This is a genomic window from Pseudomonas nunensis (assembly GCF_024296925.1).
GTDB classification, from domain to species: Bacteria; Pseudomonadota; Gammaproteobacteria; order Pseudomonadales; family Pseudomonadaceae; genus Aquipseudomonas; species Aquipseudomonas nunensis.
This window is the reverse complement of sequence record NZ_CP101125.1, coordinates 2,443,576-2,468,530: the sequence shown is the minus strand read 5'-3', so window position 1 is coordinate 2,468,530 and position 24,955 is coordinate 2,443,576. Positions and strand designations below refer to the sequence as shown.

Here is a 24,955-nt window from a genome sequence, read left to right as displayed (position 1 = left end):
CGTGCATCTCATTGAACAGCCTTTTAATTTGCTCTATCGCGAGGCACTTCTATATTGAGGAGGTGCTCTGACTTTCTGCCTCCTTGCGAATGCGACCCATGGCCACCACTGACCAGTTGATCATCTGCGAGCACTGCGACTGCGTGTATGAAAAAGTCACGCTCGCCAAACATCAGAAATCCCTGTGCACACGCTGCGGCGGCGTGCTCCAGCGTTATAACGGCCTGACGATCGAGCAGCGCCTGGCCTTGACCCTCACCGCGTTGATGTTGTGGGTTTTTGCCAACTTCTACCCGATCATGAGCATCAGCCTCAAAGGCCTGAAAAACAGCGCCACGCTTTGGGATTCGGTGCTGGCCCTGAGCCTGGGGCCGATCACGTTCATCGCCCTGGTGGCGGCGATTTCGATGATCATCGCGCCGATCTTCCAATTATTGCTGCTGATCTGGGTCTTGAGCTTCGCCCTCAAGGGCCAGCGCTCGCCGGGTTTCCGGTTCTGCATGCGCTGGCTGGAAACGCTGCGGCCCTGGAGCATGCTCGAAGTCTGCCTGCTGGGAGCGATGGTTGCCGTGATCAAACTCGCGGGGTTGCTGGATGTGTTGCCCGGCATCGGCCTGTTCGCCCTCGCCGTGCTCAGTCTGATGATGATCCGCATCGCCGGGCGCGATATCCGTGATCTGTGGGACATCCTATGACAACGCCTCCGGTCGCCAGCGAACTCGGCCTGTGCCTGTGCCACAGCTGCGCAATGGCCTGCGACATGACCAACGAACCGCATGAATGTGAGCGTTGCGGTGCGCCGTTGCATCGGCGCAAGACCAACGCCCTCGCCCGGACCTGGGCCTACATGTTCACCGCCCTGGCGTTCTACGTGCCAGCCAATCTGTTGCCGGTGATGAACACCAAAATGGTCGGCAACGGCGCCGACAGCACCATCATGAGCGGCGTGCTGGAATTCTGGGAGGCCGGGGCCTGGGACATTGCCCTGATCATCTTTATCGCCAGCATCGCGGTGCCCGGGATCAAGTTCGTCGCGCTGACGCTGCTGCTGGTGACCGTGCACCGCGACAGCCTGTGGGCACGTAAAGAGCGCTCGAAGCTGTACCGTTTCGTCGAGGTCATCGGCTACTGGTCGATGCTCGACGTAATCGTGGTCGCGCTGGTCGCCTCTTTGGTGAAATTCCAGGCCCTGGCGGATATCGAACCGCGCCCGGGCATTCTGTTTTTCGGCCTGGTGGTGGTGTTCACCATGCTCTCGGCGATGAGCTTCGATCCCCGGATGATTTGGGATAAAGCGCCGAAGCAATCACAAAACGAGGAGGACATGGATGAAGTCGCAAGCCACTGACGGGCCTCAGGCCCCAGGCCAGGCCAGTATAAAGACGCGCCGTTTCAGCGTATCGCTGGTGTGGATCGTGCCCATTGTGGCAGTGCTGGTGGGGATTTCCCTAGTGGTGCACAGCCTGATGCAGGAAGGCCCGACCATTGTCGTGACCTTCAAGACCGGCAGTGGCCTGACCGCCAACAAGACCGAAGTCAAATACCGCAACGTGGTGATCGGCCAAGTCTCGGACGTGGAATTGAGCAACGACCAGAAGAGTGTCGACGCCACGATCAAGCTGTCGAAACAGGCCGAAACCTTCACCCGCGAAGACTCGCAATTCTGGGTGGTGCGCCCACGGATCGGAGCCGGCGGTGTCTCGGGCATCGATACCTTGCTGTCCGGCGACTACATCGGCGCGGATATCGGTCACGCCGACAGGCGCTCGAAGAACTTCAAAGGCCTGGAGAACCCGCCGCCGATCACCTACGGCGAGCCGGGCAAACGCTTCACCCTGCATTCCCAGGACCTTGGTTCGCTGGATATCGGATCGCCGGTCTACTACCGCAAGATTCCGGTCGGCCAAGTGGTGGCGTATGCGCTGGATGCCGACGGCAAAGGCGTCAATCTCGAGGTCTTCATCCACGCACCGAATGACACGTATGTCACCGAAAACACTCGGTTCTGGAACGCCAGCGGCATCGACCTGAACATCGGCGCCAACGGCTTTGCGGTGAAGACTGAGTCGCTGTCCTCGTTGCTGGTGGGCGGCATTGCCTTTCTCGCCCCGCAATACAGCCCCAACGATCAGCCGGCCACCGAGGAAAAAACCTACGAGCTGTTCGATGACCAGACCACCGCCCTCGCCCCACCCAATGGCAAGGCGCAATACCTGAGCCTGCGTTTCGACCAGGCCCTGCGCGGGCTCAAGGTCGATGCGCCGGTGGAATTCCTCGGCATGGAAATCGGTAAGGTGGTGGCGATCAATCTGGATTTCGACGAGAAGAAACGCAGCTTCCCGGTCAACGTCGGCATCGTGATCTACCCGCAACGGCTCGGTCAGGCCCACACCAAAATGATCAAGGCCTTGATGCATGATCCGAATGACGAAGCCGCCGGCGTGCGCCTGATGGGCACCTTTATCGAAAACGGCCTGCGCGCCCAGGCCCGCAGCGGCAACCTGCTGACCGGCCAGCTGTATATCTCGCTGGATTTCTACCCGAAAGCAGAGAAAGTCGCGTTCGATCCGAACGACCGGCCGGTCAGCATTCCGACCATACCTGGCAGCCTCGAGCAATTGCAGGAAAAACTCGAGGCCATGGTCAACAAAATCAACCAACTGCCGGTGGAACGGATTGCCAGCAACCTCGACAGCAACCTGGTCGAACTGCGTAAAGGCCTGGCGCAATTCAATGCCAAGACCCTGCCCGGCGTGCAGACCACCCTGGCGGATGTCAGCAAGACCCTGAATTCGGCGAGTTCGACCCTGGCCGAAGACTCGCCGCAGCGCGAACAACTGACCCAGACCCTGGACGAACTCAAACGCATGTCGCGATCCCTGCGTGAGCTCTCGGATTACCTCGGTCGTCACCCGGAATCGTTGATTCGCGGCCGTCCCGAAAATGCCGCGCCATCGGATCTGCAAGGACCACCGCGCAACTGACCACAGGAGCAACACCCATGGCTTTTTCGCCGAAGATTACCTTGGTCGCCGCGTTGGTGCTGCTCGCGGCGTGCCGCAGCGACCCGATTCACTTTCACACCCTGACCCCGGCACAACCGCCCCGCACCAGCGGCGACGAAATCAAGATCGAAGGCATCAGCGTGCCGCCCCAGGTCGATCGTCCGCAGATTGTCATTCGCCAGGGCAACAGCGGCTTGTCGATCCTCGAAACCGATTGGTGGGGCGCGAGCCTGTCGGATGAATTGCGCAGTGCGCTGGTGGATCAACTGTCCAACAGCAACACCCAGCGCAAAGTGTCGTTGCGGGTTGACGTGCAGCGCTTCGACTCGATTCCCGGCCAGTACGGCTTGATCGACGTCAAATGGCGTTTGCGGCCGCTTGGCGCGGGCGATAACACGCTGGTTACCTGCCGCAGCACGTTGCAGACGCCTTCGGGGCCGTCCATCGAAGACTTGGTGACCGCGCAGCAGAACAACGTCAAACGCCTGGCCGCCGTGATCAGCCAAGCGGCCGCCTCGCAAAGGGGTTGCCCCGCATCCCTCTGAGCGACACACCTTTGTAGGAGCATGGCTTGCCCGCGATGGCGTCTTTGAGAGCGCCATCGCGAGCAAGCTTTGCTCCTACAAGATATAACCCCCCACCAAGTGTGTTTGATATCGAATATCAAATACTGCATTTAATAATGACAACTGCGTGACATTCAAACTAATAAACGAAGTCGTTTTATCCGCGCAAATTTTTCACATCCGTTTCACCACGCTCACACGTACCGCCCCTTAGTGTGCCGAGCATTGCAGGAAGTTCGAATCAGCAACTTTCAATAATGTCGTTAAAGGGGCCGCATCGTGTTCGAATCAGTCTCATCCGCCATGCCGACTCGTCGTTGGCTGCCATCGCGACTCATCCGGATTATCAGCCTGTCAGCGCTGCTGATGGCAGCTGCATTGGTGACGGGTTTTGTCGTGTGGCATCGATCCCCAGCCGACTTGGGCAGTGCGAATGCCCAAGCGCGTGCCGAACTGATCCAGCACTGGCGCGCTGGTGACGTGGTGGTACTGGTGCGGCATGCCGAGCGTTGCGACCGCTCCAGCAACCCGTGCCTGGGTCCGGCCGACGGCATTACCCGGCTCGGCAGTGAGTCTGCCAGCGCCGTGGGCCAAGGTTTCAAGCAACTCGGCATGGCGCAAACCGATGTCTTTACCAGCCCGGTGACCCGTACGGAGCAAACCGCGCATTTCATGTTCGGCAAGGAAGCGCTGACCCAGGAATGGCTGGCCAGTTGTGGCACAACCCTGCGCAACGATGTGGTCGCGCACAAAGTTGCTCATCGCAATACCGTCCTCGTCACCCATAGTGGCTGTATCAGCGACTTCGAAGTGCAGACCGGTTTCAAGCATGCGGCCGCCAGCCAATACAGCAGTTCGCTGTTTGCCAGCATCGGCGCCGATGGGCAACTTAAAGTGCTGGGCGTACTGAATGACGCTGATTGGCATTCGTTGTTGAGCGATAAAACCCTGAAATAATCAGCTCTGTCGTTAGATAACTAAAGTTGAAACGTTTAGTTTGCCGATTTGTCGCGCGCGCTATTAAAGCTATCTGGTTTGAATTCCTTCAGGAACTGTTCAGTCGGGAAGGTTGATAGTTCTCTGGATCCACTGCGTCCCTGCGTTAAGGTCGAGTCATGACGTCCCACAACAATGTGTTGCAACACCCAGCGGTGAAAATATCCCGCCGCCCTGCCCCATCTGCCGTCGAACGCTGGATCGTTCCCGGTTTGCTCCTGGCCTTCGTGCTGTTCTATTTACTGCCGCTGGTGAGCCACGGCTTGTGGATTCCCGATGAAGCCCGCTACGGCCAGATCGCCCAGGAGATGCGCCTGAGCGGCGACTGGATCGCCCCGCACTTCATGGGCATCCGCTATTTCGAAAAACCCATCGCCGGCTACTGGATGATCGCCATCGGCCAAGCCGTGTTCGGCGACAACCTGTTCGGCGTACGGATCGCCTCGGCACTGAGCACTGGGCTCAGCGTGTGGCTGACCTACTTGATCGCTCGCCGTTTGTGGAACGACCCGCGTAAAAGCGGCGCCTGCGCGTTGCTCTACATGAGTTTCGGATTGATTGCCGGTCAGGCCGGCTATGCGAATCTCGATCCGCAGTTCACGTTCTGGGTAAATTTGAGTCTGGTGGCGTTGTGGTTTGCCATCGACAGCCCCTCGGGTAAACGCCGACTCGGTGCCTGGTCAATATTGGGCGCGGCTTGCGGCATGGGGTTCATGACCAAGGGCTTCCTCGCCTGGCTGTTGCCGGTGCTGATCGCCCTGCCCTACATGCTGTGGCAGCGACGGCTTGGTGAACTGCTGCGCTACGGGTCGCTCGCCGTGGTTATCGCGGCAGTGGTGTGCCTGCCGTGGGTGCTTGCGATTCATCATCAGGAACCGGACTTCTGGCGGTTCTTCTTCTGGAATGAACACATTCGCCGATTCGCCGCCGACGATGCGCAACACGCCCGTCCGTGGTGGTTCTATCTGCCATTGCTGGTGGCTTCGAGCATGCCGTGGGCATTGTTGTTGCCGTCCACCTTCATTCAAGCCTGGAAAAACAAACGTCAACCGGCCATGGGTTTCCTGCTGCTGTGGCTGTTGTTGCCCCTGGGGTTTTTCAGCCTGAGTAGCGGCAAGTTGCCGACCTACATCATGCCGTGCCTTTTGCCGCTGGCATTGCTGATGGGGCATACCGTGGTGGGTCTGGTGGACCAGGGGAAAAGCCGCGCGATTCGCTGCAACGGTGTGCTCAATGTGCTGCTGGCCAGCGTCGGACTGATCGCCTTGATTTACGTGCAGGCGACCAAGGAAATCTTCGAAAACACCGAGATGTTCAGCCTGTCCCTGGCCTACATCGTGCTGGCCGGCTGGATCATCGCCAACGCGTTGCAAGTCTCGCGGCCCCTGCAGTTCTGGGCCGCGCCGGCGTTGGGGAGCTGGCTGCTGGTGGCGCTGCTGCCTGCGGCGATGCCGGCGACGATCGTCAACAGCAAGATGCCTGACCAGTTCATTGCCGAACACCTGGATGCGTTGGGTCAGACCACCTCGTTGCTCAGTAATGATTTGGGCGCGGCGTCGGCCTTGTCCTGGCGCTTGAAGCGGCCGCAGGTTGATCTGTTCAACACCGTCGGCGAGCTGAAATATGGCCTGGAGGATCCGGCCATGGACTCGCGCAAAGTCACCAAGGACAGCGTCGGCCAATGGATGACTGAAGCGCGCAAGAAGGGCTCGGTCGGGGTGGTGATGCGGGTCAACAGCGTGCAGGAAGTCGAAGAAGTCGCGTTGCTGCCGGTGGATGGCAAGCGCTATGAGCGCGGCAACCTGGAAATCCTGATATTCCCGCAAACCCAACCTTAAACACCGAACCCTTGTGGGAGCGGGCTTGCTCGCGAATGCGGTAGTTCATCCAACATCAATAGTGACTGACCCGCCGCCATCGCGAGCAAGCTCGCTCCCACAGGGGATTGTGGTGACCTTTAAAGCACCAGGAAACCCTCCATGAAGCTCCAAACAAGTGACAGGACCGCGCTATGGCTGCTGCTGGGTGCAACCGCCCTGATGTTGTTGTCAGGATTAGGCGCGCGGGAGCTGTGGGGCGCGGAAACTCGCTGGGCCAACATCGCCCTGCAAATGCTGCAAAGCGGTGACTACTTTGACCCGTACCTCAAGGGCGGGCCGTATTACGACAAGCCGCTGCCGTCCTATTGGCTGATTACCGCCACCGCCTGGCTGACTGGCGGCCTCGGCAATTGGTCATTGCGTCTGCCCTCGGTGATCTCGGCGTGGTTGAGCGTGTGGCTGGTGTATTCGCTCGGCGAGCAATTGTTTCGCAAAGGCACCGGGCTGGTTGCCGGCTGGATGCTGGCGACCACCTTCTATTTCGTGTTCTGGGCTCGGGTGGCCACGGCCGACATCCTCACCGTTTGCGGTGTACTCGCTGCCGTCTGGTGGTACTGGCGCGGACCCGACGACACCCGCTTCGGCCGTTACCTCGGGTTTTTCCTGTTGCTGTCGCTGACCTCACTGTTCAAAGGCCTGATCGGTTTCATCCTGCCGGGCTTGCTGCTGTTGCCGCATGTGTTGCAGGACGGTCGCTGGAAGCGTCACCTGAATCTGCGCATGTGCCTGGCGCTGCTGATCGCCGGCGGGTTCTATATGACGCCGTTTATCCTGTCGCATTTCTACGGCGCGCCAACCTATGGCGAAAGTGGCCTGGGCCTGGTGCTGCGGGAAAACGTCGTGCGGTTTTTCCAGCCGTTCGACAATATCGGGCCGATTTACACCTACCTGATTTACCTGCCGGTCTACACCCTGCCTTGGACGCCTGTCTGGATCATCGCGTTGTGGGTCGCGGTGCGGCGCTGGAGCAGCGTCGAACCGAATACCCGCTGGCTGATCTGGGGCCTGGGTTTGCTGATGCTGTTCTTCACCGCCAGCGGCAGCCGGCGCAGTTATTACGTATTGCCGCTGGTGCCGTTTGCACAACTGCTCGGTGCCTGGTGGATCACCCGGCACAACGTGGTAAGTCGTGGCTGGAAGATCGGGTTTGGCGCCGCGACGCTGCTGTTGCTCGCGGTGCTGGGCGTGCTCTACCCGTGGACCAATGGCGGTGGCGGCGTGATCCGCTTCGGTGAGTCGGTCAAGCTTGAAGCGAGCAAGCGTGCACCGCTGAAGGACTGGCGAATGGTCATGGTCGAAGTCGATAACAAAGTGCCGATGTACCTGCAAACCGGCGGTGCGCCGTTCTACTACGTGCAGGAAAACCAGGACTTCCCACGCACAGGAGACAGCGCCGCGTTGATGAAGTGGCTGGACACCACCAGCGGCCAGCATTGGGATCCGCAACGCACCATCATCGTGGCGCACTACCGCAATGGCGATGCGCTGCCGCTGCATTACCTGAGTGTTGACCATCAGGTGATTACCACCACGCCTACCAATGGCGAGCGGATGTTCCATGGCCGGGAAGACCAGAGCGTGGCGTTCATCCCACAGTCCTGACCATCACCGAATCCCTGTGGGAGCGAGCTTGCTCGCGATGAGGGCATAACATTCAACACTTTTGCTGACTGTTACACCGCCATCGCGAGCAAGCTCGCTCCCACAGTTTTTGCGCAGACCATTTCATCGTAGCCAATCACACGAATTCACTATTTTTTTAACGTTTTTTTCTCATTCCGCGCTCTACATTCCCCGCGCTTCAAACATGCAAATGATTCCTATTGATCTACAGTTATTGAGAACCTTCCTCGTCAACACTGTGGACGGCGCAGGCAAAAATCAAAAAAAACAGGAGCACGCATCGCATGACTTCCCGTATCCCTTCGTTTCTTAAAACCGCGCTGCTGACCGCCGCACTGGTCAGCGCCGGGCACGTGTACGCCGCCGACGCCGACGGCATCGTTGTCTACAACGCGCAGCACGAAAGCCTGACCAAATCCTGGATCGAAGGCTTCACCAAGGAGACCGGCATCAAGGTCACCGTGCGCAATGGCGACGACACCGAGATGGGCAACCAGATCGTCCAGGAAGGCGCGGCCTCGCCAGCGGATGTGTTCCTGACCGAGAACTCGCCAGCCATGGTGTTGGTGGATAACGCCGGACTGTTCGCCCCGGTGGCGCCCGCAACGCTCGAACAAGTCGGCGCGCCGTATCGTCCGGCGCACGGAAAATGGGTCGGCATCGCCGCGCGCTCCACGGTGTTTGTCTACAACCCGAGCAAACTGAAGGAAGCTGATCTGCCCAAGTCGCTGCTGGATCTCGCCTCGCCAAGCTGGAAAGGTCGCTGGGGAGCATCGCCGGGCGGCGCGGATTTCCAGGCGATCGTCGCGGCCGTGCTCGAACTCAAAGGCGAGGCCGCCACCCTCGAGTGGTTGAAGGCGATGAAAGCCAATTCCACGGCGTACCGTGGCAACAGCGCGGTGCTGAAAGCAGTGAATGCCGGGCAGATCGACAGCGGTGTGATCTACCACTACTACCGCTTCGGCGATCAGGCCAAGACTGGCGAAAACAGCAAGAACACCGAACTGCACTACTTCAAGCACAAGGATCCGGGCGCATTTGTCAGCATCTCCGGTGGTGGCGTGCTGGCCTCCAGCAAACACAAGGACCAGGCCCAGGCCTTCCTGAAGTGGGTGACCGGCAAGGAAGGGCAGGCGGTGCTGAAGAACGGCAACTCGTTCGAATACGCCGTGGGCGTGAATGCCGAATCCAACCCGAAACTGGTGCCGCTGGCGCAACTCGACGCCCCGACCGTCGACGCCTCCAAGCTCGACAGCAAAAAAGCGGTGGAACTGATGACCCAGGCCGGACTGCTCTAATTGATGCCTGAAACCCTGCCGTCGGGTGTCGCTGCGGCGATACCCGCGAATTCATTCCGGCGCTCTCGCGGCCTGTTCATCGGCCGCGGTGGCGCGTGGGTGACGGGTTTGTCGGTGCTGGTGTCGTTGCTGGCGCTGTTGCCGATTGCCTTCGTGATTGGCGTGTCCTGGCAAACCGGTTGGGCAGGCATCGAGAAACTCGTGTTCCGGCCACGGGTTGGCGAATTGCTGGTCAACACCGTGTTGCTGGTGGTGATCACCCTGCCCTTGTGCATCGCGTTGGGTGTGGCGCTGGCATGGCTGACCGAACGCACCAACCTGCCGGGACGACGCGCATGGTCGCTCCTGGCCACCGCGCCACTGGCGGTGCCGGCGTTCGTGCACAGTTACGCCTGGGTCAGCCTGGTGCCATCGATTCATGGGTTGCCGGCCGGTGTTCTGGTGTCGGTGATCGCGTATTTCCCGTTCCTTTATCTGCCGGTGGCCGCGACATTGCGTCGGCTCGATCCGGCCATCGAAGACGTCGCCGAATCCCTGGGTCTCAAGCCTTGGGCGGTATTTTTCCGGGTGGTGCTGCCGCAACTGCGTTTGGCCATTTGCGGTGGTGCGTTGCTGGTCGGCCTGCACCTGCTGGCGGAATACGGCCTGTACGCGATGATTCGTTTCGACACCTTCACCACGGCGATTTTCGATCAGTTCAAATCGACTTTTAACGGCCCGGCCGCGCACATGCTGGCCGGGGTGTTGGCCCTGTGTTGCCTGGCCATGTTGACCGTCGAATCGGCGGCGCGTGGCAGTGCCCGTTACGCCCGGGTCGGCTCGGGCAGTGCTCGGGAGCAGCGGATTGTCCTGTTGGACCGCAACACCACCCGGCTCGCCCTAGCCCTGCAAATCTTCACCTGCCTGCTGGCGCTCGGCGTGCCGCTGATTACCCTGGGTAAATGGCTGATCGCCGGGGGCAGCGAGGTCTGGCAATGGGACGAATTGCTGCCCGCCCTGGAGCAGACGTTGTTGCTCGGGGTTGCCGGCGCCGCCCTGACCACCTGCGCCGCGATCCCGATTGCCTGGCTGTCGATTCGCTCGCCGGGGCGTCTGCAACGGGTGCTGGAAAGCTGCAATTACATCACCAGTTCGTTGCCCGGCATCGTCGTGGCCCTGGCCTTGGTCACGGTGACAATTCATTTCGCCCGGCCGATCTATCAGACCACCATCACCGTGCTGCTCGCGTATTTGCTGATGTTCCTGCCGCGAGCGCTGGTGAGTTTGCGCGCCGGTATCGCCCAGGCCCCGGTCGAGCTGGAAAACATGGCCCGCAGCCTCGGGCGTTCCCCCGGTCGCGCGCTGTGGCTGATCACTCTACGCCTGGCCGCACCGGGTGCGGCAGCGGGCGCTGCGCTGGTGTTTCTGGCGATCACCAACGAGCTGACCGCGACCCTGCTGCTGGCGCCCAACGGCACCCGGACCCTGGCCACCGGTTTCTGGGCCCTGACCAGCGAAATCGACTACGCCGCAGCTGCGCCTTACGCGCTGGTCATGATCCTGCTGTCGCTGCCGTTGACCGGACTTCTCTATCACCAATCCAAACGCACGGCTGGCCGATGAACGCCCTCGAACTGAACTCGATCTACAAATCCTTCGGCGCTCAACAAGCCCTGGAGAACATCAGCCTGTCGGTGCCAACCGGCAGCCGTACGGTAATCGTAGGCCCGTCCGGCTCGGGCAAAACCACCTTGCTGCGGATGATCGCCGGCTTCGAATTCCCCGACACCGGCAGCCTCTCGCTCAACGGCCAGACCCTGGTGGACAGCACGCACTCGGTGCCGGCGCACCAGCGTTTGATCGGTTACGTGCCTCAGGATGGCGCCTTGTTTCCGCACATGACCGTGGCCGCCAACATCGGCTTCGGTTTAACCGACAAAGGCCCGGCCCGGCATGAACGCATCGCCGAGTTGATGGACAGCGTCAATCTGGATGCGAACATGGCCAAGCGTTGGCCCCACGAACTGTCCGGCGGCCAGCAGCAACGGGTGGCCCTCGCCCGGGCGTTGGCGCAACAGCCGCGATTGATGCTGCTGGATGAACCGTTCTCGGCCCTCGACACCGGCTTGCGCGCGGCCATGCGCAAGATGGTTGCGCGACTGCTGGAAACGGCTGGCGTCACCACAATTCTGGTGACCCACGACCAGAGCGAAGCGTTGTCGTTCGCTGATCAATTGGCGGTGATGCGCCAGGGCCGGTTGGTGCAATCGGGGCATCCGATGGATTTGTACCGCTACCCCGACGACGAACAAACTGCGCTATTTCTTGGCGATGCCGTCGTCATGCCGGCGCGAATCGAGGCCGGTTGGGCCCATTGCGACCTGGGCCGAATTCCGGTCAACGATCAGGGCAGAAACGGCTCGGCGCAGATCATGCTGCGGCCCGAGCAATTACAGATCGGCGATTCGGTGACAGATGCCCACGGTTGTCCGGGGGTCGTCACCGAGCGCGATTTTGGTGGCAACACTTGCACCTTGACCGTGGAACTACTCCCCGGCGAGTTTGAACCGGGACGGTCCTTGCTGGTGCGCAGTTCCGGCATGCACGCGCCACCCGCCGGCAGCGCGGTTCACGTCACCACCCTCGGCAACGCTCATGTGCTCAGCGACTGACAGCCTTCACAAATCGAAACGATCAACCGCGCGCCGCCGTTCATTGTCATCGCGCACGTCATAGTTGGCCGTGGTCTGGATGTTGCTGTGGTGCGCCAGTTTCTGCGCGATCGACAGGTCATGTTCTTCAATCACGCGAGTGATAAACGAGCGGCGGAAATCGTGGGGCATGATCTTCACCCCGACCTGCGCGCCGCGCTGCCGGGCGATGTAGTAGATCGCATGCTTGGTGATGCGCTCGCGGGTAATGTGGCTGCCGCGACGGATACGGTTGAACAGGAACGGATCGTCCTCCTGCCCTTCTCCCAACTGCGAACGCCGCAGTTCCAGCCACGCGTCCAATTTGGCAAAGGCCCAGGCCGGCGCGTACTTGATCAACTGCTTGTTGCCTTTGGCCGTGACCCGCAGGCTACGCTCGTGGAAGTCCACTTGGTTCAGGTCCAGGTTCACCGACTCCGACTTGCGCATGCCCGAACCGTACAACACCGCGATGATCGCCGCGTCCCGCAGGCCTTGGGGGCGCGGATCCGCCGCACAGACCTCCATCAACTCCTGAATCAACGTGCGCTTGAGATTGCGTCCCTGAGACAGCCGCGTGCCGGCAATGCCTTTGACCGAGCGCATTTTCAGCAAGTGTTCCTGGCTGATCAGGCTCATGCGCCAGGCTTCATTCATGACCCCGCGCACCGCATTCACATACAGCGAAGAGGTATTCGGCGCGTACCCGTCAGTGCGCAAAGCGGCGACTAACGCGACGACATCTTCGGGCTGGAGTTCGTACCAGGGAATCTCCTCGATGTTCATGTCTTCGAAGCCCAGGCGATCAGCCGCGTCCTGTAATACGTAACGCATGGTCAGTTGGCTGGACGGCGCCAGTCGCGCCAGATACAGGGTCAACGGATTGGCTTTTGCAGCCCTGGATTCATTAACGGGTAAGTCAATCAAACGAAAAAGCCTTGAATGAAAACGGTTCAACATAACAACTAAAGAGTTCGGCTACTTGCTGTAAGGAGTAGCAAACGTTGGGATTAACGCGATAAACGGTCGAAGTCTGAACTCTAGCTGTCTGAACTTCAGATAAACGAATCGCCGACCGGTTTTTCATGTCCCTTTCACATTTTCGAGCCTACTCTAATTCAAACAGGCCGCCAGCAATCAGTCAGCACAACCTGACGAGGCCGCCGCTAAAAGTCAACCTAAGCATTTTGTAATATTTATGTAGCAACTCATTGATGCACTTTGTTTTTTAGCGTCTACGCTTCAGTGTGGATCCAATCCTTGCAGCCAAAATTTCATTGTTGTGCCAGCCCCGAGGTCCCCATGAGTCAGGCTTTTCTCCCATTCTCGCGCCCCAGTATCGGCGATGAAGAAATTGCAGCCGTAGAGCAAGTATTGCGCTCCGGCTGGATCACCACCGGGCCAAAAAACCAGGCATTGGAAGAGCACTTCGCCAACTATGTCGGTTGCAAGCATGCGGTGGCATTGTCCTCGGCCACCGGGGGTATGCACATCACTTTGCTGGCCTTGGGCATCGGTCCCGGGGATGAAGTCATCACCCCGTCGCAGACCTGGGTGTCCACCGCCAACATGATCTGCCTGTTGGGGGCAACGCCGGTGTTTGTCGATGTCGATCGCGACACGCTGATGACCGATCTGGACAGCATCGAAGCCGCCATCACGCCGCGCACCAAGGCCATCATCCCGGTGCATTACGCCGGTGCAGCGTTCGATCTCGATCCGCTCTATGCGCTGGCCGACAAACACGGGATTGCCGTGATCGAAGACGCGGCCCATGCCGCCGGCACGTTTTACAAGGGCCGCCACGTCGGTTCACAAGGCACCGCGATTTTCTCGTTCCACGCGATCAAGAACATGACCTGCGCCGAAGGCGCGATGTTTGTCAGCGACGATGAAGCGCTGGCCAGTCGCGTGCGCATGCTCAAGTTTCACGGTCTGGGCGTTGACGCCTACGACCGCCTGACCGGTGGCCGCAAACCCCAGGCGCAGGTCATCGAGCCCGGCTTCAAGTACAACCTGGCCGACATCAACGCCGCCATCGCCCTGGTGCAACTGGAGCGCCTGGACGAGATCAACGCCAAGCGCACGCAACTGGCCCAGACCTACCTGCAACAGCTCGAAGGTCTGCCAGTGCAACCGCTGGCGATCCCGGCCTATGCGCAGCAGCACGCCTGGCACCTGTTCATCCTGCGCATCGATGCCGATCGCTGCGGCCTCGACCGCGAAGCGTTCATGAAAGCCTTGCAGGAGCAGAACATCGGCACCGGCATCCACTTCATCGCTACACACCTGCACACCTACTACCGCCAGCGTTTCCCGGACATCTACCTGCCCAATACCGAATGGAACTCGGCGCGGCTGTGTTCGATCCCGTTGTTCCCCGACATGACCACCGACGACGTCGAACGAGTCGTCGGTGCCATTGCCAACATTACGGACAGAAGCCTTTGAAACCTTACCCAATCAACTGCGTGTCGATCGTTATTCCGGTCTACAACGAAGAAGAAAGCCTGCCCGAGTTGCTGCGGCGCACCGAAGCAGCCTGTGCCCAATTGCACTACGAGTACGAAATCGTGCTGGTGGACGATGGCAGCCGTGATGAGTCGGCGCAGATCCTCGAAGAGGCCGCCCATCGTGAAGGCAGCCGGGTGGTCGCTGTCATTCTCAACCGCAACTACGGCCAGCACGCGGCAATCATGGCCGGTTTCGAACAGTGCAAGGGCGACGTGGTGATCACCCTCGACGCCGACCTGCAGAACCCGCCGGAAGAAATCCCGCGTTTGGTGGCCCAGTCCGAACTTGGCTATGACGTGGTCGCCACCGTGCGCAACAACCGTCAGGACTCGGCCCTGCGCCGCTGGCCGTCGAAACTGATCAACCTTGCCGTGCAGCGCTCCACCGGCGTCGCCATGAGCGACTACGGCTGCATGCTCCGCGCCTACCGACGCACCATTGTCGACGCGATGCTCGCCTGCCGCGAACGCAGCACCTTCATTCCGATCCTGGCCAACAGCTTCGCCCGCCACACCACGGAAATCCTCGTGACCCACGCCGAACGCGAGCACGGCGAATCCAAGTACAGCCCGATGCGCCTGGTCAACCTGATGTTCGACCTGATCACCTGCATGACCACCACCCCGCTACGCCTGCTCAGCATTGTCGGCTTCTGTATGGCCGGTCTTGGTGTGCTGTTTGCCATTGCGCTGATCGTCCTGCGCCTGGCCTTTGGTGCCGGCTGGGCCGGTGGCGGAACGTTCGTGTTGTTCGCCGTGCTGTTCGTCTTTACCGGCGGGCAATTCATCGGCATGGGCCTGTTGGGTGAATACCTGGGCCGCATGTACAGCGACGTCCGGGCACGCCCGCGGTTCTTTATCGAAAAAGTCTTGCGTAGCCAACCCGCCTCCCCTGCTCCCGTTGTCACTGTCGACGGTCTCACTTCCAACTCTTCAGAACAGGTTCTCTCATGAGCAAAAAAGCTGTTGTCTTCGCCTATCACGATATCGGCTGTGCCGGCATCGACGCCCTGCTTGGCGCAGGTTTTGAGATTGCGGCCGTGTTCACCCACGCCGATGACCCGAAGGAAAACGCGTTCTACGGCTCCGTCGCACAACTGTGCGCCAATAAAGGCATTCCGGTGCACGCCCCGGAGGATGCCAACCATCCGCTGTGGATCGAGCGCATCAGCAAACTCAACCCGGACTACATTTTCTCGTTCTACTACCGCAACCTGCTGAGCGAGCCGCTGCTGGCCACCGCCAGCAAAGGTGCGTTCAACCTGCACGGCTCGTTGTTGCCGCTCTATCGCGGTCGCGCGCCGGCCAACTGGGTGCTGGTCAACGGCGAAACCGAAACCGGCGTGACCCTGCACCGCATGGTCAAGCGCGCCGATGCCGGCGCTATCATCGCCCAGCAAAAGGTCGGGATCGAGCGTTCCGACACTGCCCTGAGCCTGCACGCAAAGCTGCGCGACGCCGCCAGTTCGCTGCTGCGCGACACCCTGCCGGCGCTGTTGCAAGGCAAAGTCAGCGAAACCCCGCAGGACGAATCCAAGGCCACCGTGTTTGGTCGCCGTACCCCGGCCGACGGCAAACTGGTCTGGAAAAAACCGGCGGAAGAACTGTTCAACCTGGTACGCGCCGTAACCCAGCCGTATCCGGGCGCGTTTTGCGATGTCGGCGAACACAAGCTGATTGTCTGGGGCGCGCAAGTGGCCAAAGGCAATGAAGGCCAGGCCCCGGGCCGTGTGATCAGCGTCGATCCGTTGCGCATTGCGTGTGGCGAAGACTCGCTGGTGATCACTGCCGGTCAGCGCAATGACAACGGTTTGTACCTGAGCGGCCCGCAACTGGCCAATGAGCTGGGTCTGGTGGACGGTTCGGTGTTGCGTGGTGCTGAATCCGGTCGCAAACCCCGCCGCACTCGCGTGCTGATCCTCGGGGTCAACGGCTTTATCGGCAATCACTTGTCCGAGCGCCTGTTGCGTGACGACCGTTATGAAGTCTACGGCCTGGACATCGGCTCCGACGCCATCGAGCGCCTACGCAGCCATCCGAATTTCCACTTCGTCGAAGGTGACATCAGCATTCACTCCGAGTGGATCGAGTACCACATCAAGAAGTGCGACGTGGTCCTGCCGCTGGTGGCCATCGCTACGCCAATCGAATACACCCGCAACCCGCTGCGCGTGTTCGAACTGGATTTCGAAGAAAACCTGAAACTGGTGCGCTACTGCGTCAAGTACAACAAACGCGTGATCTTCCCGTCGACCTCCGAAGTCTATGGCATGTGCCAGGACGCGCGTTTTGACGAGGACACCTCGAACCTGGTGCTCGGCCCGATCAACAAGCAACGCTGGATCTACTCGGTCTCCAAGCAACTGCTCGACCGCGTGATCTGGGCTTACGGCCAGAAAGGCCTGAACTTCACCCTGTTCCGTCCTTTCAACTGGATGGGCCCACGTCTTGATCGCCTGGACTCGGCACGTATCGGCAGCTCCCGGGCGATCACCCAACTGATCCTCAACTTGGTGGAAGGCACGCCGATTCGTCTGTTCGATGGCGGTGAGCAAAAACGCTGCTTTACTGACATCGCTGACGGCGTCGAAGCACTGGCGCGGATCATCGATAACGACAATGACGTGTGCAACGGCCAGATCATCAACATCGGTAACCCGGATAACGAAGCCAGCATCCGCCAGTTGGGCGAAGAGCTGCTGCGTCAGTTCGAAGCGCATCCGCTGCGCAGCAACTTCCCGCCGTTCGCCGGTTTCCGCGACGTGGAAAGCAAGGCGTTCTACGGCACCGGTTACCAGGACGTGTCGCACCGTAAACCGAGCATCGACAACGCCAAGCGCCTGCTGGACTGGACGCCGACCGTCGAGATGAGCGAGACCATCGGCAACACGCTGGACTTCTTCCTGCGTGAAGCCATGCTCGAAATCGCGGACAAGCGCTAATGCAGGCAGGCCTAAGGATCGATGTCGACACCTACCGAGGCACCCGTGACGGTGTGCCCCGGTTGCTGGAAATCCTCGATGAGGCCCAGGTCAAAGCGACGTTTTTCTTCAGCGTCGGGCCGGACAATATGGGGCGCCACTTGTGGCGCCTCATCCGCCCGCAATTCCTCTGGAAAATGCTGCGTTCCAACGCCGCCGGCCTGTATGGCTGGGACATTTTGCTGGCCGGGACTGCCTGGCCGGGCAAACCCATCGGTCGCGATCTCGGGCACCTGATGCGTCAGGCCAAGGCAGCCGGTCATGAAGTTGGCCTGCACGCCTGGGACCACCACGGCTGGCAAGCCAATACCGGGCGCTGGAGCGATGCGCAACTGATCGAGCAGATTCGCCGGGGCGTCGACAGCCTCAGCGACATTCTCGGGGAAAAAGTCGACTGCTCGGCCTCCGCCGGTTGGCGGGCCGACGAGCGCGTGATCGAAGCCAAGCAGGCGTTCGGCTTTCGCTACAACAGCGATTGTCGGGGCCAGAGTCTGTTCCAGCCGACCTTGGCCAATGGCCTGTTGGGCGCTCCGCAAATCCCGGTGGACTTGCCGACCTTCGACGAGGTGGTCGGGCCGACGGTGGCTGCCAAGGATTTCAACGCTTTCATTCTCGACCGTTTCACCCCTGAAAAACTCAACGTCTACACAATCCACGCCGAAGTAGAAGGGATTCTGATGGCTAACGAATTTCGTCAGTTGCTGGCCGATGCGCGCCAGCGTGACATCTGTTTCAAACCCTTGGGCGACTTGTTGCCCGAGTCATTCGCCAGCCTGCCGGCCGGGCGTGTGGTACGCGGCGCCCTCGATGGCCGCGAAGGCTGGCTGGGAGTGCAAGGCGCATGAGTAAACGCTGGGCCCTGCCTGTGTTGCTGGTCGTCATGTTGCTGGCCTACTTGCTGCCATTGGGCACCCATGGCCTGTGGATTCCGGATGAAACCCGCTACGCCCAGATCAGCCAGGACATGCTCCTGAGCGGCAACTGGGTGTCGCCGCATTTCATGGGCGTGCGCTACTTCGAAAAACCGGTGGCCGGCTACTGGATGATTGCCCTCGGGCAGGCAGTGTTTGGCGAGAACCTGTTCGGCGTGCGGTTCGCCTCGGCCCTGAGCACCGGGCTGAGCGTGTTGCTCTGCTACCTGATCGCCCGGCGCCTGTGGAACGACCCGCGCAAAAGTTTTGCCTGCGCATTGCTGTACATGAGTTTCACCGTGGTCGCCGGCCAGGCGGGTTATGCCAACCTCGATCCGCAATTCACGCTCTGGGTCAATTTGAGTCTGGTGGCGCTGTGGTTTGCGCTCGACAGCGTCACTCGTGGCCAGCGGCTATTGAGCTGGGCCGCGTTGGGATTGGCCTGCGGCATGGGCTTCATGACCAAGGGCTTTCTGGCCTGGGTGTTGCCAGTGCTGGTCGCGCTGCCATGGATGATCTGGCAGAAGCGCTGGCGTGAACTGCTGGTCTATGGCCCGCTAGCGATCGTCGTGGCCGTCGCGGTCAGCCTGCCGTGGGCCTTGGCCGTGCATGCCCAGGAGCCCGATTACTGGCGGTTCTTCTTCTGGCACGAACATATTCGGCGGTTTGCCGGCGACGATGCCCAGCATGACGCGCCGTGGTGGTTTTATCTGCCGCTGCTGGTGGCGTTCAGTTTGCCGTGGGCGGTGTTGCTGCCAACCGCGTTTAAACAAGCCTGGCAGTCTCGCCGCCAGACCAGCGTGGCTTTCCTGCTGTTGTGGCTACTGATGCCACTGATTTTCTTCAGCTTCAGCAACGGTAAATTACCGACCTACATCCTGCCGTGCCTGCTGCCCCTGGCCCTGTTGCTGGGCAATGCAGTGGCCGACCGTTTGCGCCTTGAGCAAGGCCGGGCGCTGGGGCTGAACGGCCTGCTGAATCTGGTGCTGGGCCTCACGGTGCTGTTGGCACTGGTTTACCTGCAACTAAAAAAGCCGCTCTACGAACTCGAACTGCACAATCTGGTGCTGGTGTTTATCGCGCTGATCGGCTGGATCATGGCCAACCTGCTGCAAGCCTTTCGACCCCTGCAATGCTGGGCGGCACCGGCGTTCGGCAGCTTGCTGTTCATCGGCCTGATTCCGTCCGGGCTGCCCAACTCGGTGGTGGCGAACAAGACACCTGACCAATTCATCCTCGAACACGTCGAGGAGCTCAGCCAGACCAGCCAATTGATGAGCAACGACCTCGGCGCCGCATCGGCCTTGGCCTGGCGCCTGAAACGTCCGCAAGTGGGGTTGTTCAACACCGTCGGCGAGCTGAAATACGGCCTTAATTTCCCCGAATCGCGCAATCGGCGGATCACCCTCGACAAAGTGCAACAGTGGATGCGCGATGCTCGCAAGCAGGGTTCCGTGGGCGTGGTCATGCGGGTCAAGGGTGACGACGAACTGCAGGAAGTGGATCTGCTGCCTAAAGAGGGCAAGCGTTATGAGCAAGGCAACCTGGTGATTCTGATCATCCCCAAGGACGCGGCATGAGCCTGCTTTTGTTGCTGACCGCGTGCCTGCTGACATGCCTGGGCCAGATTGCCCAGAAATACGCCGTGGAGAGCTGGCGCGGCAAGGACACAGGCTGGGGCGAGAAACTGCGCTCGCCATGGCTGTGGCTTGCGCTGTTCTCTCTCGGCCTGGGGCTTTTGGTCTGGTTGCTGGTGTTGCAGCGCCTGGAAGTCGGTATCGCCTACCCGATGCTGAGCCTCAATTTCGTGATGATCACTTTGGTCGCGCGCTTCATCTTTCACGAACCCGTCGACCGGCGTCATTGGCTCGGTGTCGCGCTGGTGATCGGCGGCGTAGTTTTACTGGGGCAACACGCATGAGCCTGCGCCGTGGAATCACCTTTGCCCTGGGCAGCGTAACCCTGGCCAGCGCCGCGCAACTGGGCATGCGCTGGAGCATGAGCCGGCTGCCGCAACCCGATCAGTGGCTGACGGCGTTGCGCGATGGCAGCGTCGATCTGACCGCCGTCGGCGTGGTGCTGGCGGCAATCTTCGCCTACGCCCTGTCGATGCTCAGTTGGCTACTCGCCCTGCGCGACGTGCCGCTGGGTCGCGCCTATTCGCTGCTGAGCATCAGCTACGCGCTGGTGTACCTGCTGGCCGCCAGCCTGCCGGCGTTCAACGAACATTTCAGTCTCGCAAAAAGCCTCGGGGTGGCCCTGGTCATCCTGGGTGTCATCACCATCAACTCTCGACCTGCTCGCGTCTCCGTTCTCAGGAATGACCCATGAAAATCAGTGTATTTGGTAGTGGTTACGTTGGCCTGGTACAGGCTGCCGTTCTGGCTGAAGTCGGCCACGATGTGATCTGCATGGACATCGATGCCAAAAAGGTCGAATTGCTCCAGCAGGGCCATGTCAGCATCTTCGAACCGGGGCTGGCCAGTCTGGTCAGGGAAAGCCTTGAGGCCAAGCGCCTGCAGTTCACCACCGACGAGAAGTTGGCCGTGCAGCATGGCGAAGTGTTGTTCATCGCCGTGGGCACGCCGTCGAGCGAGGACGGCTCGGCCGACCTGAAATACGTGCTGTCGGTCGGTGATGCGGTGGCCCGTCATCGTGAGCAACCGGTGATTCTGGTGGAGAAATCCACGGTGCCGGTTGGTACAGGCGACACGTTGCGTGCTCACATCGAGCGCAGGCTTCAGGAAGCCAATCGGCTGTTGCAGTTCGATATCGTCTCCAACCCCGAATTTCTCAAGGAAGGTTCGGCGGTGGCTGACTGTCGGCGCCCGGACCGCATCATCATCGGCTGCGAGCGGGACGAAGTGCGCGAGGTCATGCGCGATCTCTATGCGCCGTTCAACCGCAACCACGACCGCATCATGTTCATGGACCTGCGCAGCGCCGAGCTGACCAAGTACGCCGCCAACTGCATGCTGGCGACCAAGATCAGCTTCATCAACCAGATTGCCGAGCTGGCCGAGCATTTAGGGGCTGATATCGAGTCTGTGCGCCTGGGCATCGGCGCGGACTCGCGCATTGGCTACCACTTTATCTACCCGGGCTGCGGTTATGGCGGTTCGTGCTTTCCCAAGGACATGCGCGCGTTGATCCACAGCGCCGAAGAGGCGCACTGCTCCAGCGATCTGCTGCAAGCGGTGGAAGCCATCAACCAGCGGCAGAAGCACAAGCTGTTCGAGCGCGTGAAAGCGTTCTACAAGGGCGACCTCGCGGGCAAGACCTTTGCCGTGTGGGGCCTGGCGTTCAAGCCGAATACCGATGACATGCGCGATGCACCGAGCCGGGTGTTGCTGGAATCGTTATGGGCGGCCGGTGCCAACGTGCGGGCGTTCGACCCGGAAGCAATGCAGGAAACCCAGCATTTGTACCCGGACGAGTCGAAGCTGATGCTGATGGGCACCCCGGAATCGGTACTGGCCGGCGCCGATGCGCTGATCATCTGCACCGAATGGCAGCAGTTCAAGGCCCCGGATTTCGACCTGATCCGCCAGCGCCTGGCCGCGCCGGTGATCTTCGACGGGCGCAACTTGTATGACGCCGAGCGTCTGTCACGCGCCGGGTTCCTGTACTTCCCGATGGGGCGTGGCGATTCGCGCAACCTGCCGATTCCGTATCAGCAATGGTCTGCCATCTCGTCGGTAGCCTGAGCGTGAATGACACTGTCCGTCGACAGTCCTTCGGTGTGGGGCTGTTGGCGCTGCTGTTGTTCATGGCCGGGGTTTATCAGCAGGCCGCGATCGGTTTCGATTCGCGGTTCGTGTTGTTTGCCCAGGAAATGCTGCGCCATGGGCCGACGGTGTTCCCGACCACCTATGGCCAGCCTTATGCCGACTATTCGGCACTGAGCACGCTGTTTGTCTGGTTGCTGTCGCTGCCATTCGGGCAGGTGAACGCTTTCAGTGCCTGGTTGCCGAGTGCGCTGGCCGGCGCGGTGATCGTCACGTTGATGTATCGGCTGCTGGCGCCCTACTCCACGCGCTGGGCGTTGTTGAGCATCGCCCTCCTGTTGCTGACCAACACCTTCATCACCGAAACCCGCGCCGTGTCTTTGGATTTGATGCTCGCAGCGGTGGCGTTTGCGGTGTTCTACCTGGGTTACGCCGCCGACCACTTTGGTGCGCCACGCCGCTGGCTGCTGATCTTTGCCCTTTTGCTGCTGGGTTTCGGGATCCGTGGGCCAATTGGGCTGGTGGTGCCGACCGGCATGCTGTGCAGTTATTTCCTGCTCAATCGCCAGTGGCACCGGCTGTTGGCGTTCGGGCTGGTCGCCGCCGGGTTGCTGGTGCTGTGCATCGGTGTGCTGTTGCTACTGGCCAAGGCCAGTGGTGGCCCAGCCTTTATGCAAGACGTGATTCGCATGCAGTTCATGGGACGCATGGACGGCAGTGAAGGTGTCAGTGGTTCGCTGTATTACTTCACCAGTTCCATGGGCAACTATGCGCTGGCGTATCCGTTGGGATTGTTGGCGCTGGCAGCGATCTTTCTGACCAACCCGCGTGAAGCCGGGCCGTCGTTGCGGCTGGTGCAGTACTGCGCGGCGGCCGGGTTGATCGTGATGCTCGGGCTGTCGATTCCCCAGGCAAAAAAGGCCCGCTACCTGCTGCCGATGTTGCCCATGGCGGCGATCATCGCGGCTTATCCGTTCCAGGTGATCCACGGTCGGTTGTTTGGCCTGTTGCGTGGTTTGATGCAAGGGTTGTGGCTGGTAATCCCGGGGTTATTGATTGTCGGCTTGCTGGTTGGCCAGCGGCGCTTTCCCGACATGCTGAGCTCACTGACACCGATATTGATCGTGCTCGGCGTGTTGCAAGTGATCGCTTTGGCTGCGCTTTTCCGGCCGGCCTGGCGGGCGCAAATGTTGGCGTTCGGTGCAGTGCTGGGGTTGTGGTCGGTGTACATCCTGGTGTTCGAACCGGTGGAACGACAGCTCTACGACACGCGCAGTTTCAGTCGCGTAGCCTTCGCCAAGCTTCAACAAGACCCGGCGCCGCTGGTGCTGTTCGGCATGGGCAAGGACGCCAAGGCAATCAAGTTCATGGTCAATATCGAGCAGGATCTGCAACCGGTGTTCACGGAATCGGTCCAGGAACTGGAAACCATCAAGGCGCCGGTTTGGGTGATGCTGGATCAGAGTGACTACAAAGTCCTGAAAGGCACTTCACTGGGTTCGCTGGAACCCGCGTTGATCGGGCGTTTCGATAAAAACGATTACGTCTTACTGCACCTCAAGCCATAACACCGGTCACCTATAGGAGCTGCCGAAGCCTGCGATCTTTTGACGTTGATTTTCAAGATCAAAAGATCGCAGCCTTCGGCAGTTCCTACATGTTCGTGCGCAGTTCCAGGTTGCAACTAGTTGTTAACCTTGTGCCTTCAAATCGACACCCAACGCCTGGGCAAACGCCTTGACCAGCGGGCTGCGCACGGTGTTGTGGCGCAGGATCAGATTGAACGGCGTGACGATATGAATAAGGTCCGGACGCACCGCACGAAATTGCTCTTGGGCCACCAGGTTCGCGGCGTAATGCTGCGGTAGAAAACCCACGAAACATCCGGTCTTGATCAACAGCGCCACGGCTTCAACCTGGGTCGCTGAGGCGGAAAAACTGTCATAGCGGGCAAAGTTGAGTTTGTCCCGATGGATCGCGTAGCGATGGTTCACGCACTCGTAATCCTTGAGCACGTTACTACTGATTTCTGCCTCCGGCACTGTGAACAACGGATGGCCGACCGCGCAGTAAACCTCGGAGCGTTCCTCGTAAAGCGTGTAGTAATCGAACTCTTCGCGCTTCTGATAAACCGGCACAATCCCCGCAACTAATCGCCCTTCCACAACCCCTCGTTCTACTTCATCCAGTTGCGACGCCTGAAGTTGGAACCTTACTTTGGGTGACTCTGTGTTGATTCTTCTAAGCGCTGCAACTAACGGGGAATTAGGGTCGGAGATCGTGTTATCAATAATCCCCACACCCAAATCACCGATAAGTTCATTCTGCGCCGAACTAAGCCGATCCCGAAAGTTATCGACCGAGGCAAACAAATCAATCGACGCCTGATACACCAGGCGTCCTTCTTCAGTCAGGTGAAAGCCTTCTCGCCCACGGGTGCACAGGCGCATGCCGATGCGGATTTCCAGGTCGGAAATCTGTTTGCTGATGGCTGCCAAGCCCACATTCAGCTCGTTCTGCGCGGCACTGAAGCCACCGGCCTCGACCACCGCCTTGAACACTTTGAGCAGTTTGAAGTCCAGGCCGCTGAGCGCCAACGGAGCCCGCTGAGTCGGTTTTGGCGGCGGGTTTCCGGAATTGGAAAGTGGGGTTTCCATAATGCTTATTTACCTCTGGCGCTCTAGCAAACAATCTGTGTCCAACAACAAAAAACATAGCTGGCCAATAATAATGAACACAGAAAACAAGGCTTGGCAACCGTTAATAAAATCCGTACCTGAGTGCC

At 60.0% G+C, this 24,955-nt stretch carries 21 protein-coding genes; 19 read left to right on the top strand and 2 right to left on the bottom strand.

Features of this window, described 5'->3' with window-relative positions:
* Nucleotides 1–98 precede the first annotated feature (98 nt).
* The 10 genes from NK667_RS10600 (at nucleotide 99) to NK667_RS10555 (ending at nucleotide 12,019) form a co-directional block, all read left to right on the top strand.
* Complete coding sequence (locus NK667_RS10600) at nucleotides 99–695, top strand: paraquat-inducible protein A (protein WP_054045894.1); 597 nt, start codon at nucleotides 99–101, stop codon at nucleotides 693–695.
* The gene (locus NK667_RS10595; protein WP_054614650.1) at nucleotides 692–1,348 is read left to right on the top strand and encodes a paraquat-inducible protein A; all 657 of its coding nucleotides are present in this window, start codon (nucleotides 692–694) and stop codon (nucleotides 1,346–1,348) included. Before NK667_RS10600 ends, NK667_RS10595 begins: the two co-directional genes overlap by 4 nt.
* Nucleotides 1,329–2,984 carry a PqiB family protein gene (locus tag NK667_RS10590; protein ID WP_054614649.1) on the top strand — a complete coding sequence of 552 codons (1,656 nt, stop codon included), beginning with the start codon at nucleotides 1,329–1,331 and terminating at the stop codon, nucleotides 2,982–2,984. Before NK667_RS10595 ends, NK667_RS10590 begins: the two co-directional genes overlap by 20 nt.
* Before the next feature lie 17 nt (nucleotides 2,985–3,001).
* A complete protein-coding gene (locus NK667_RS10585; protein ID WP_054045888.1) occupies nucleotides 3,002–3,550 on the top strand; it encodes a PqiC family protein in 549 nt (182 codons plus the stop codon).
* 300 nt (nucleotides 3,551–3,850) lie between these two features.
* Nucleotides 3,851–4,528 carry a lipopolysaccharide core heptose(II)-phosphate phosphatase PmrG gene (pmrG, locus tag NK667_RS10580; protein ID WP_054614648.1) on the top strand — a complete coding sequence of 226 codons (678 nt, stop codon included), beginning with the start codon at nucleotides 3,851–3,853 and terminating at the stop codon, nucleotides 4,526–4,528.
* Nucleotides 4,529–4,686: 158 nt separating this feature from the next.
* Entirely contained in the window at nucleotides 4,687–6,405 is a 1,719-nt protein-coding gene (gene arnT, locus NK667_RS10575) for a lipid IV(A) 4-amino-4-deoxy-L-arabinosyltransferase (protein ID WP_054614647.1), read from the top strand.
* A gap of 141 nt (nucleotides 6,406–6,546) precedes the next feature.
* On the top strand, nucleotides 6,547–8,049 hold the full coding sequence (locus NK667_RS10570) for an ArnT family glycosyltransferase (protein ID WP_054614646.1): 1,503 nt from the start codon (nucleotides 6,547–6,549) through the stop codon (nucleotides 8,047–8,049).
* 305 nt (nucleotides 8,050–8,354) lie between these two features.
* A complete protein-coding gene (locus tag NK667_RS10565) occupies nucleotides 8,355–9,368 on the top strand; it encodes an iron ABC transporter substrate-binding protein (RefSeq protein ID WP_054614645.1) in 1,014 nt (337 codons plus the stop codon).
* A gap of 3 nt (nucleotides 9,369–9,371) precedes the next feature.
* A complete protein-coding gene (locus NK667_RS10560) occupies nucleotides 9,372–10,970 on the top strand; it encodes an ABC transporter permease (protein ID WP_054614644.1) in 1,599 nt (532 codons plus the stop codon).
* Nucleotides 10,967–12,019, top strand: coding sequence for an ABC transporter ATP-binding protein (locus NK667_RS10555; RefSeq protein WP_054614643.1), 1,053 nt, complete (start codon nucleotides 10,967–10,969; stop codon nucleotides 12,017–12,019). Before NK667_RS10560 ends, NK667_RS10555 begins: the two co-directional genes overlap by 4 nt.
* A 6-nt stretch (nucleotides 12,020–12,025) precedes the next feature.
* Here NK667_RS10555 and NK667_RS10550 read toward each other — a convergent pair whose 3' ends face one another.
* Nucleotides 12,026–12,964, bottom strand: a complete 939-nt coding sequence (locus tag NK667_RS10550) for a site-specific integrase (RefSeq protein ID WP_054614642.1) — start codon at nucleotides 12,962–12,964, stop codon at nucleotides 12,026–12,028.
* Between the two features lie 375 nt (nucleotides 12,965–13,339).
* On the opposite strand from NK667_RS10550, the gene arnB reads away from it, so the two are divergent.
* The 9 genes from arnB to NK667_RS10505 are packed head-to-tail and all read left to right on the top strand — an operon-like array spanning nucleotide 13,340 to nucleotide 23,738.
* Nucleotides 13,340–14,488, top strand: coding sequence for a UDP-4-amino-4-deoxy-L-arabinose aminotransferase (arnB, locus tag NK667_RS10545; protein ID WP_054614641.1), 1,149 nt, complete (start codon nucleotides 13,340–13,342; stop codon nucleotides 14,486–14,488).
* The gene (arnC, locus tag NK667_RS10540) at nucleotides 14,485–15,504 is read left to right on the top strand and encodes an undecaprenyl-phosphate 4-deoxy-4-formamido-L-arabinose transferase (protein ID WP_054614640.1); all 1,020 of its coding nucleotides are present in this window, start codon (nucleotides 14,485–14,487) and stop codon (nucleotides 15,502–15,504) included. Before arnB ends, arnC begins: the two co-directional genes overlap by 4 nt.
* Nucleotides 15,501–17,492 carry a bifunctional UDP-4-amino-4-deoxy-L-arabinose formyltransferase/UDP-glucuronic acid oxidase ArnA gene (gene arnA / locus NK667_RS10535; RefSeq protein ID WP_054045869.1) on the top strand — a complete coding sequence of 664 codons (1,992 nt, stop codon included), beginning with the start codon at nucleotides 15,501–15,503 and terminating at the stop codon, nucleotides 17,490–17,492. The genes arnC and arnA overlap by 4 nt, the downstream gene beginning before the upstream one ends.
* Nucleotides 17,492–18,376: a 4-deoxy-4-formamido-L-arabinose-phosphoundecaprenol deformylase gene (gene arnD, locus NK667_RS10530; protein WP_054045866.1), complete on the top strand. Its 885-nt coding sequence runs from the start codon at nucleotides 17,492–17,494 to the stop codon at nucleotides 18,374–18,376. Before arnA ends, arnD begins: the two co-directional genes overlap by 1 nt.
* The gene (gene arnT, locus NK667_RS10525; protein WP_054614639.1) at nucleotides 18,373–20,022 is read left to right on the top strand and encodes a lipid IV(A) 4-amino-4-deoxy-L-arabinosyltransferase; all 1,650 of its coding nucleotides are present in this window, start codon (nucleotides 18,373–18,375) and stop codon (nucleotides 20,020–20,022) included. The genes arnD and arnT (NK667_RS10525) overlap by 4 nt, the downstream gene beginning before the upstream one ends.
* The gene (arnE, locus tag NK667_RS10520) at nucleotides 20,019–20,363 is read left to right on the top strand and encodes a 4-amino-4-deoxy-L-arabinose-phosphoundecaprenol flippase subunit ArnE (RefSeq protein WP_054045862.1); all 345 of its coding nucleotides are present in this window, start codon (nucleotides 20,019–20,021) and stop codon (nucleotides 20,361–20,363) included. Before arnT (NK667_RS10525) ends, arnE begins: the two co-directional genes overlap by 4 nt.
* Complete coding sequence (gene arnF / locus NK667_RS10515) at nucleotides 20,360–20,773, top strand: 4-amino-4-deoxy-L-arabinose-phosphoundecaprenol flippase subunit ArnF (RefSeq protein WP_054614638.1); 414 nt, start codon at nucleotides 20,360–20,362, stop codon at nucleotides 20,771–20,773. The genes arnE and arnF overlap by 4 nt, the downstream gene beginning before the upstream one ends.
* Complete coding sequence (locus NK667_RS10510) at nucleotides 20,770–22,149, top strand: UDP-glucose dehydrogenase family protein (RefSeq protein ID WP_054614637.1); 1,380 nt, start codon at nucleotides 20,770–20,772, stop codon at nucleotides 22,147–22,149. The genes arnF and NK667_RS10510 overlap by 4 nt, the downstream gene beginning before the upstream one ends.
* Entirely contained in the window at nucleotides 22,122–23,738 is a 1,617-nt protein-coding gene (locus NK667_RS10505) for an ArnT family glycosyltransferase (RefSeq protein WP_054614636.1), read from the top strand. Before NK667_RS10510 ends, NK667_RS10505 begins: the two co-directional genes overlap by 28 nt.
* 123 nt (nucleotides 23,739–23,861) lie before the next feature.
* Here NK667_RS10505 and NK667_RS10500 read toward each other — a convergent pair whose 3' ends face one another.
* A complete protein-coding gene (locus NK667_RS10500) occupies nucleotides 23,862–24,827 on the bottom strand; it encodes a LysR family transcriptional regulator (RefSeq protein ID WP_054614635.1) in 966 nt (321 codons plus the stop codon).
* Nucleotides 24,828–24,955: the final 128 nt, after the last annotated feature.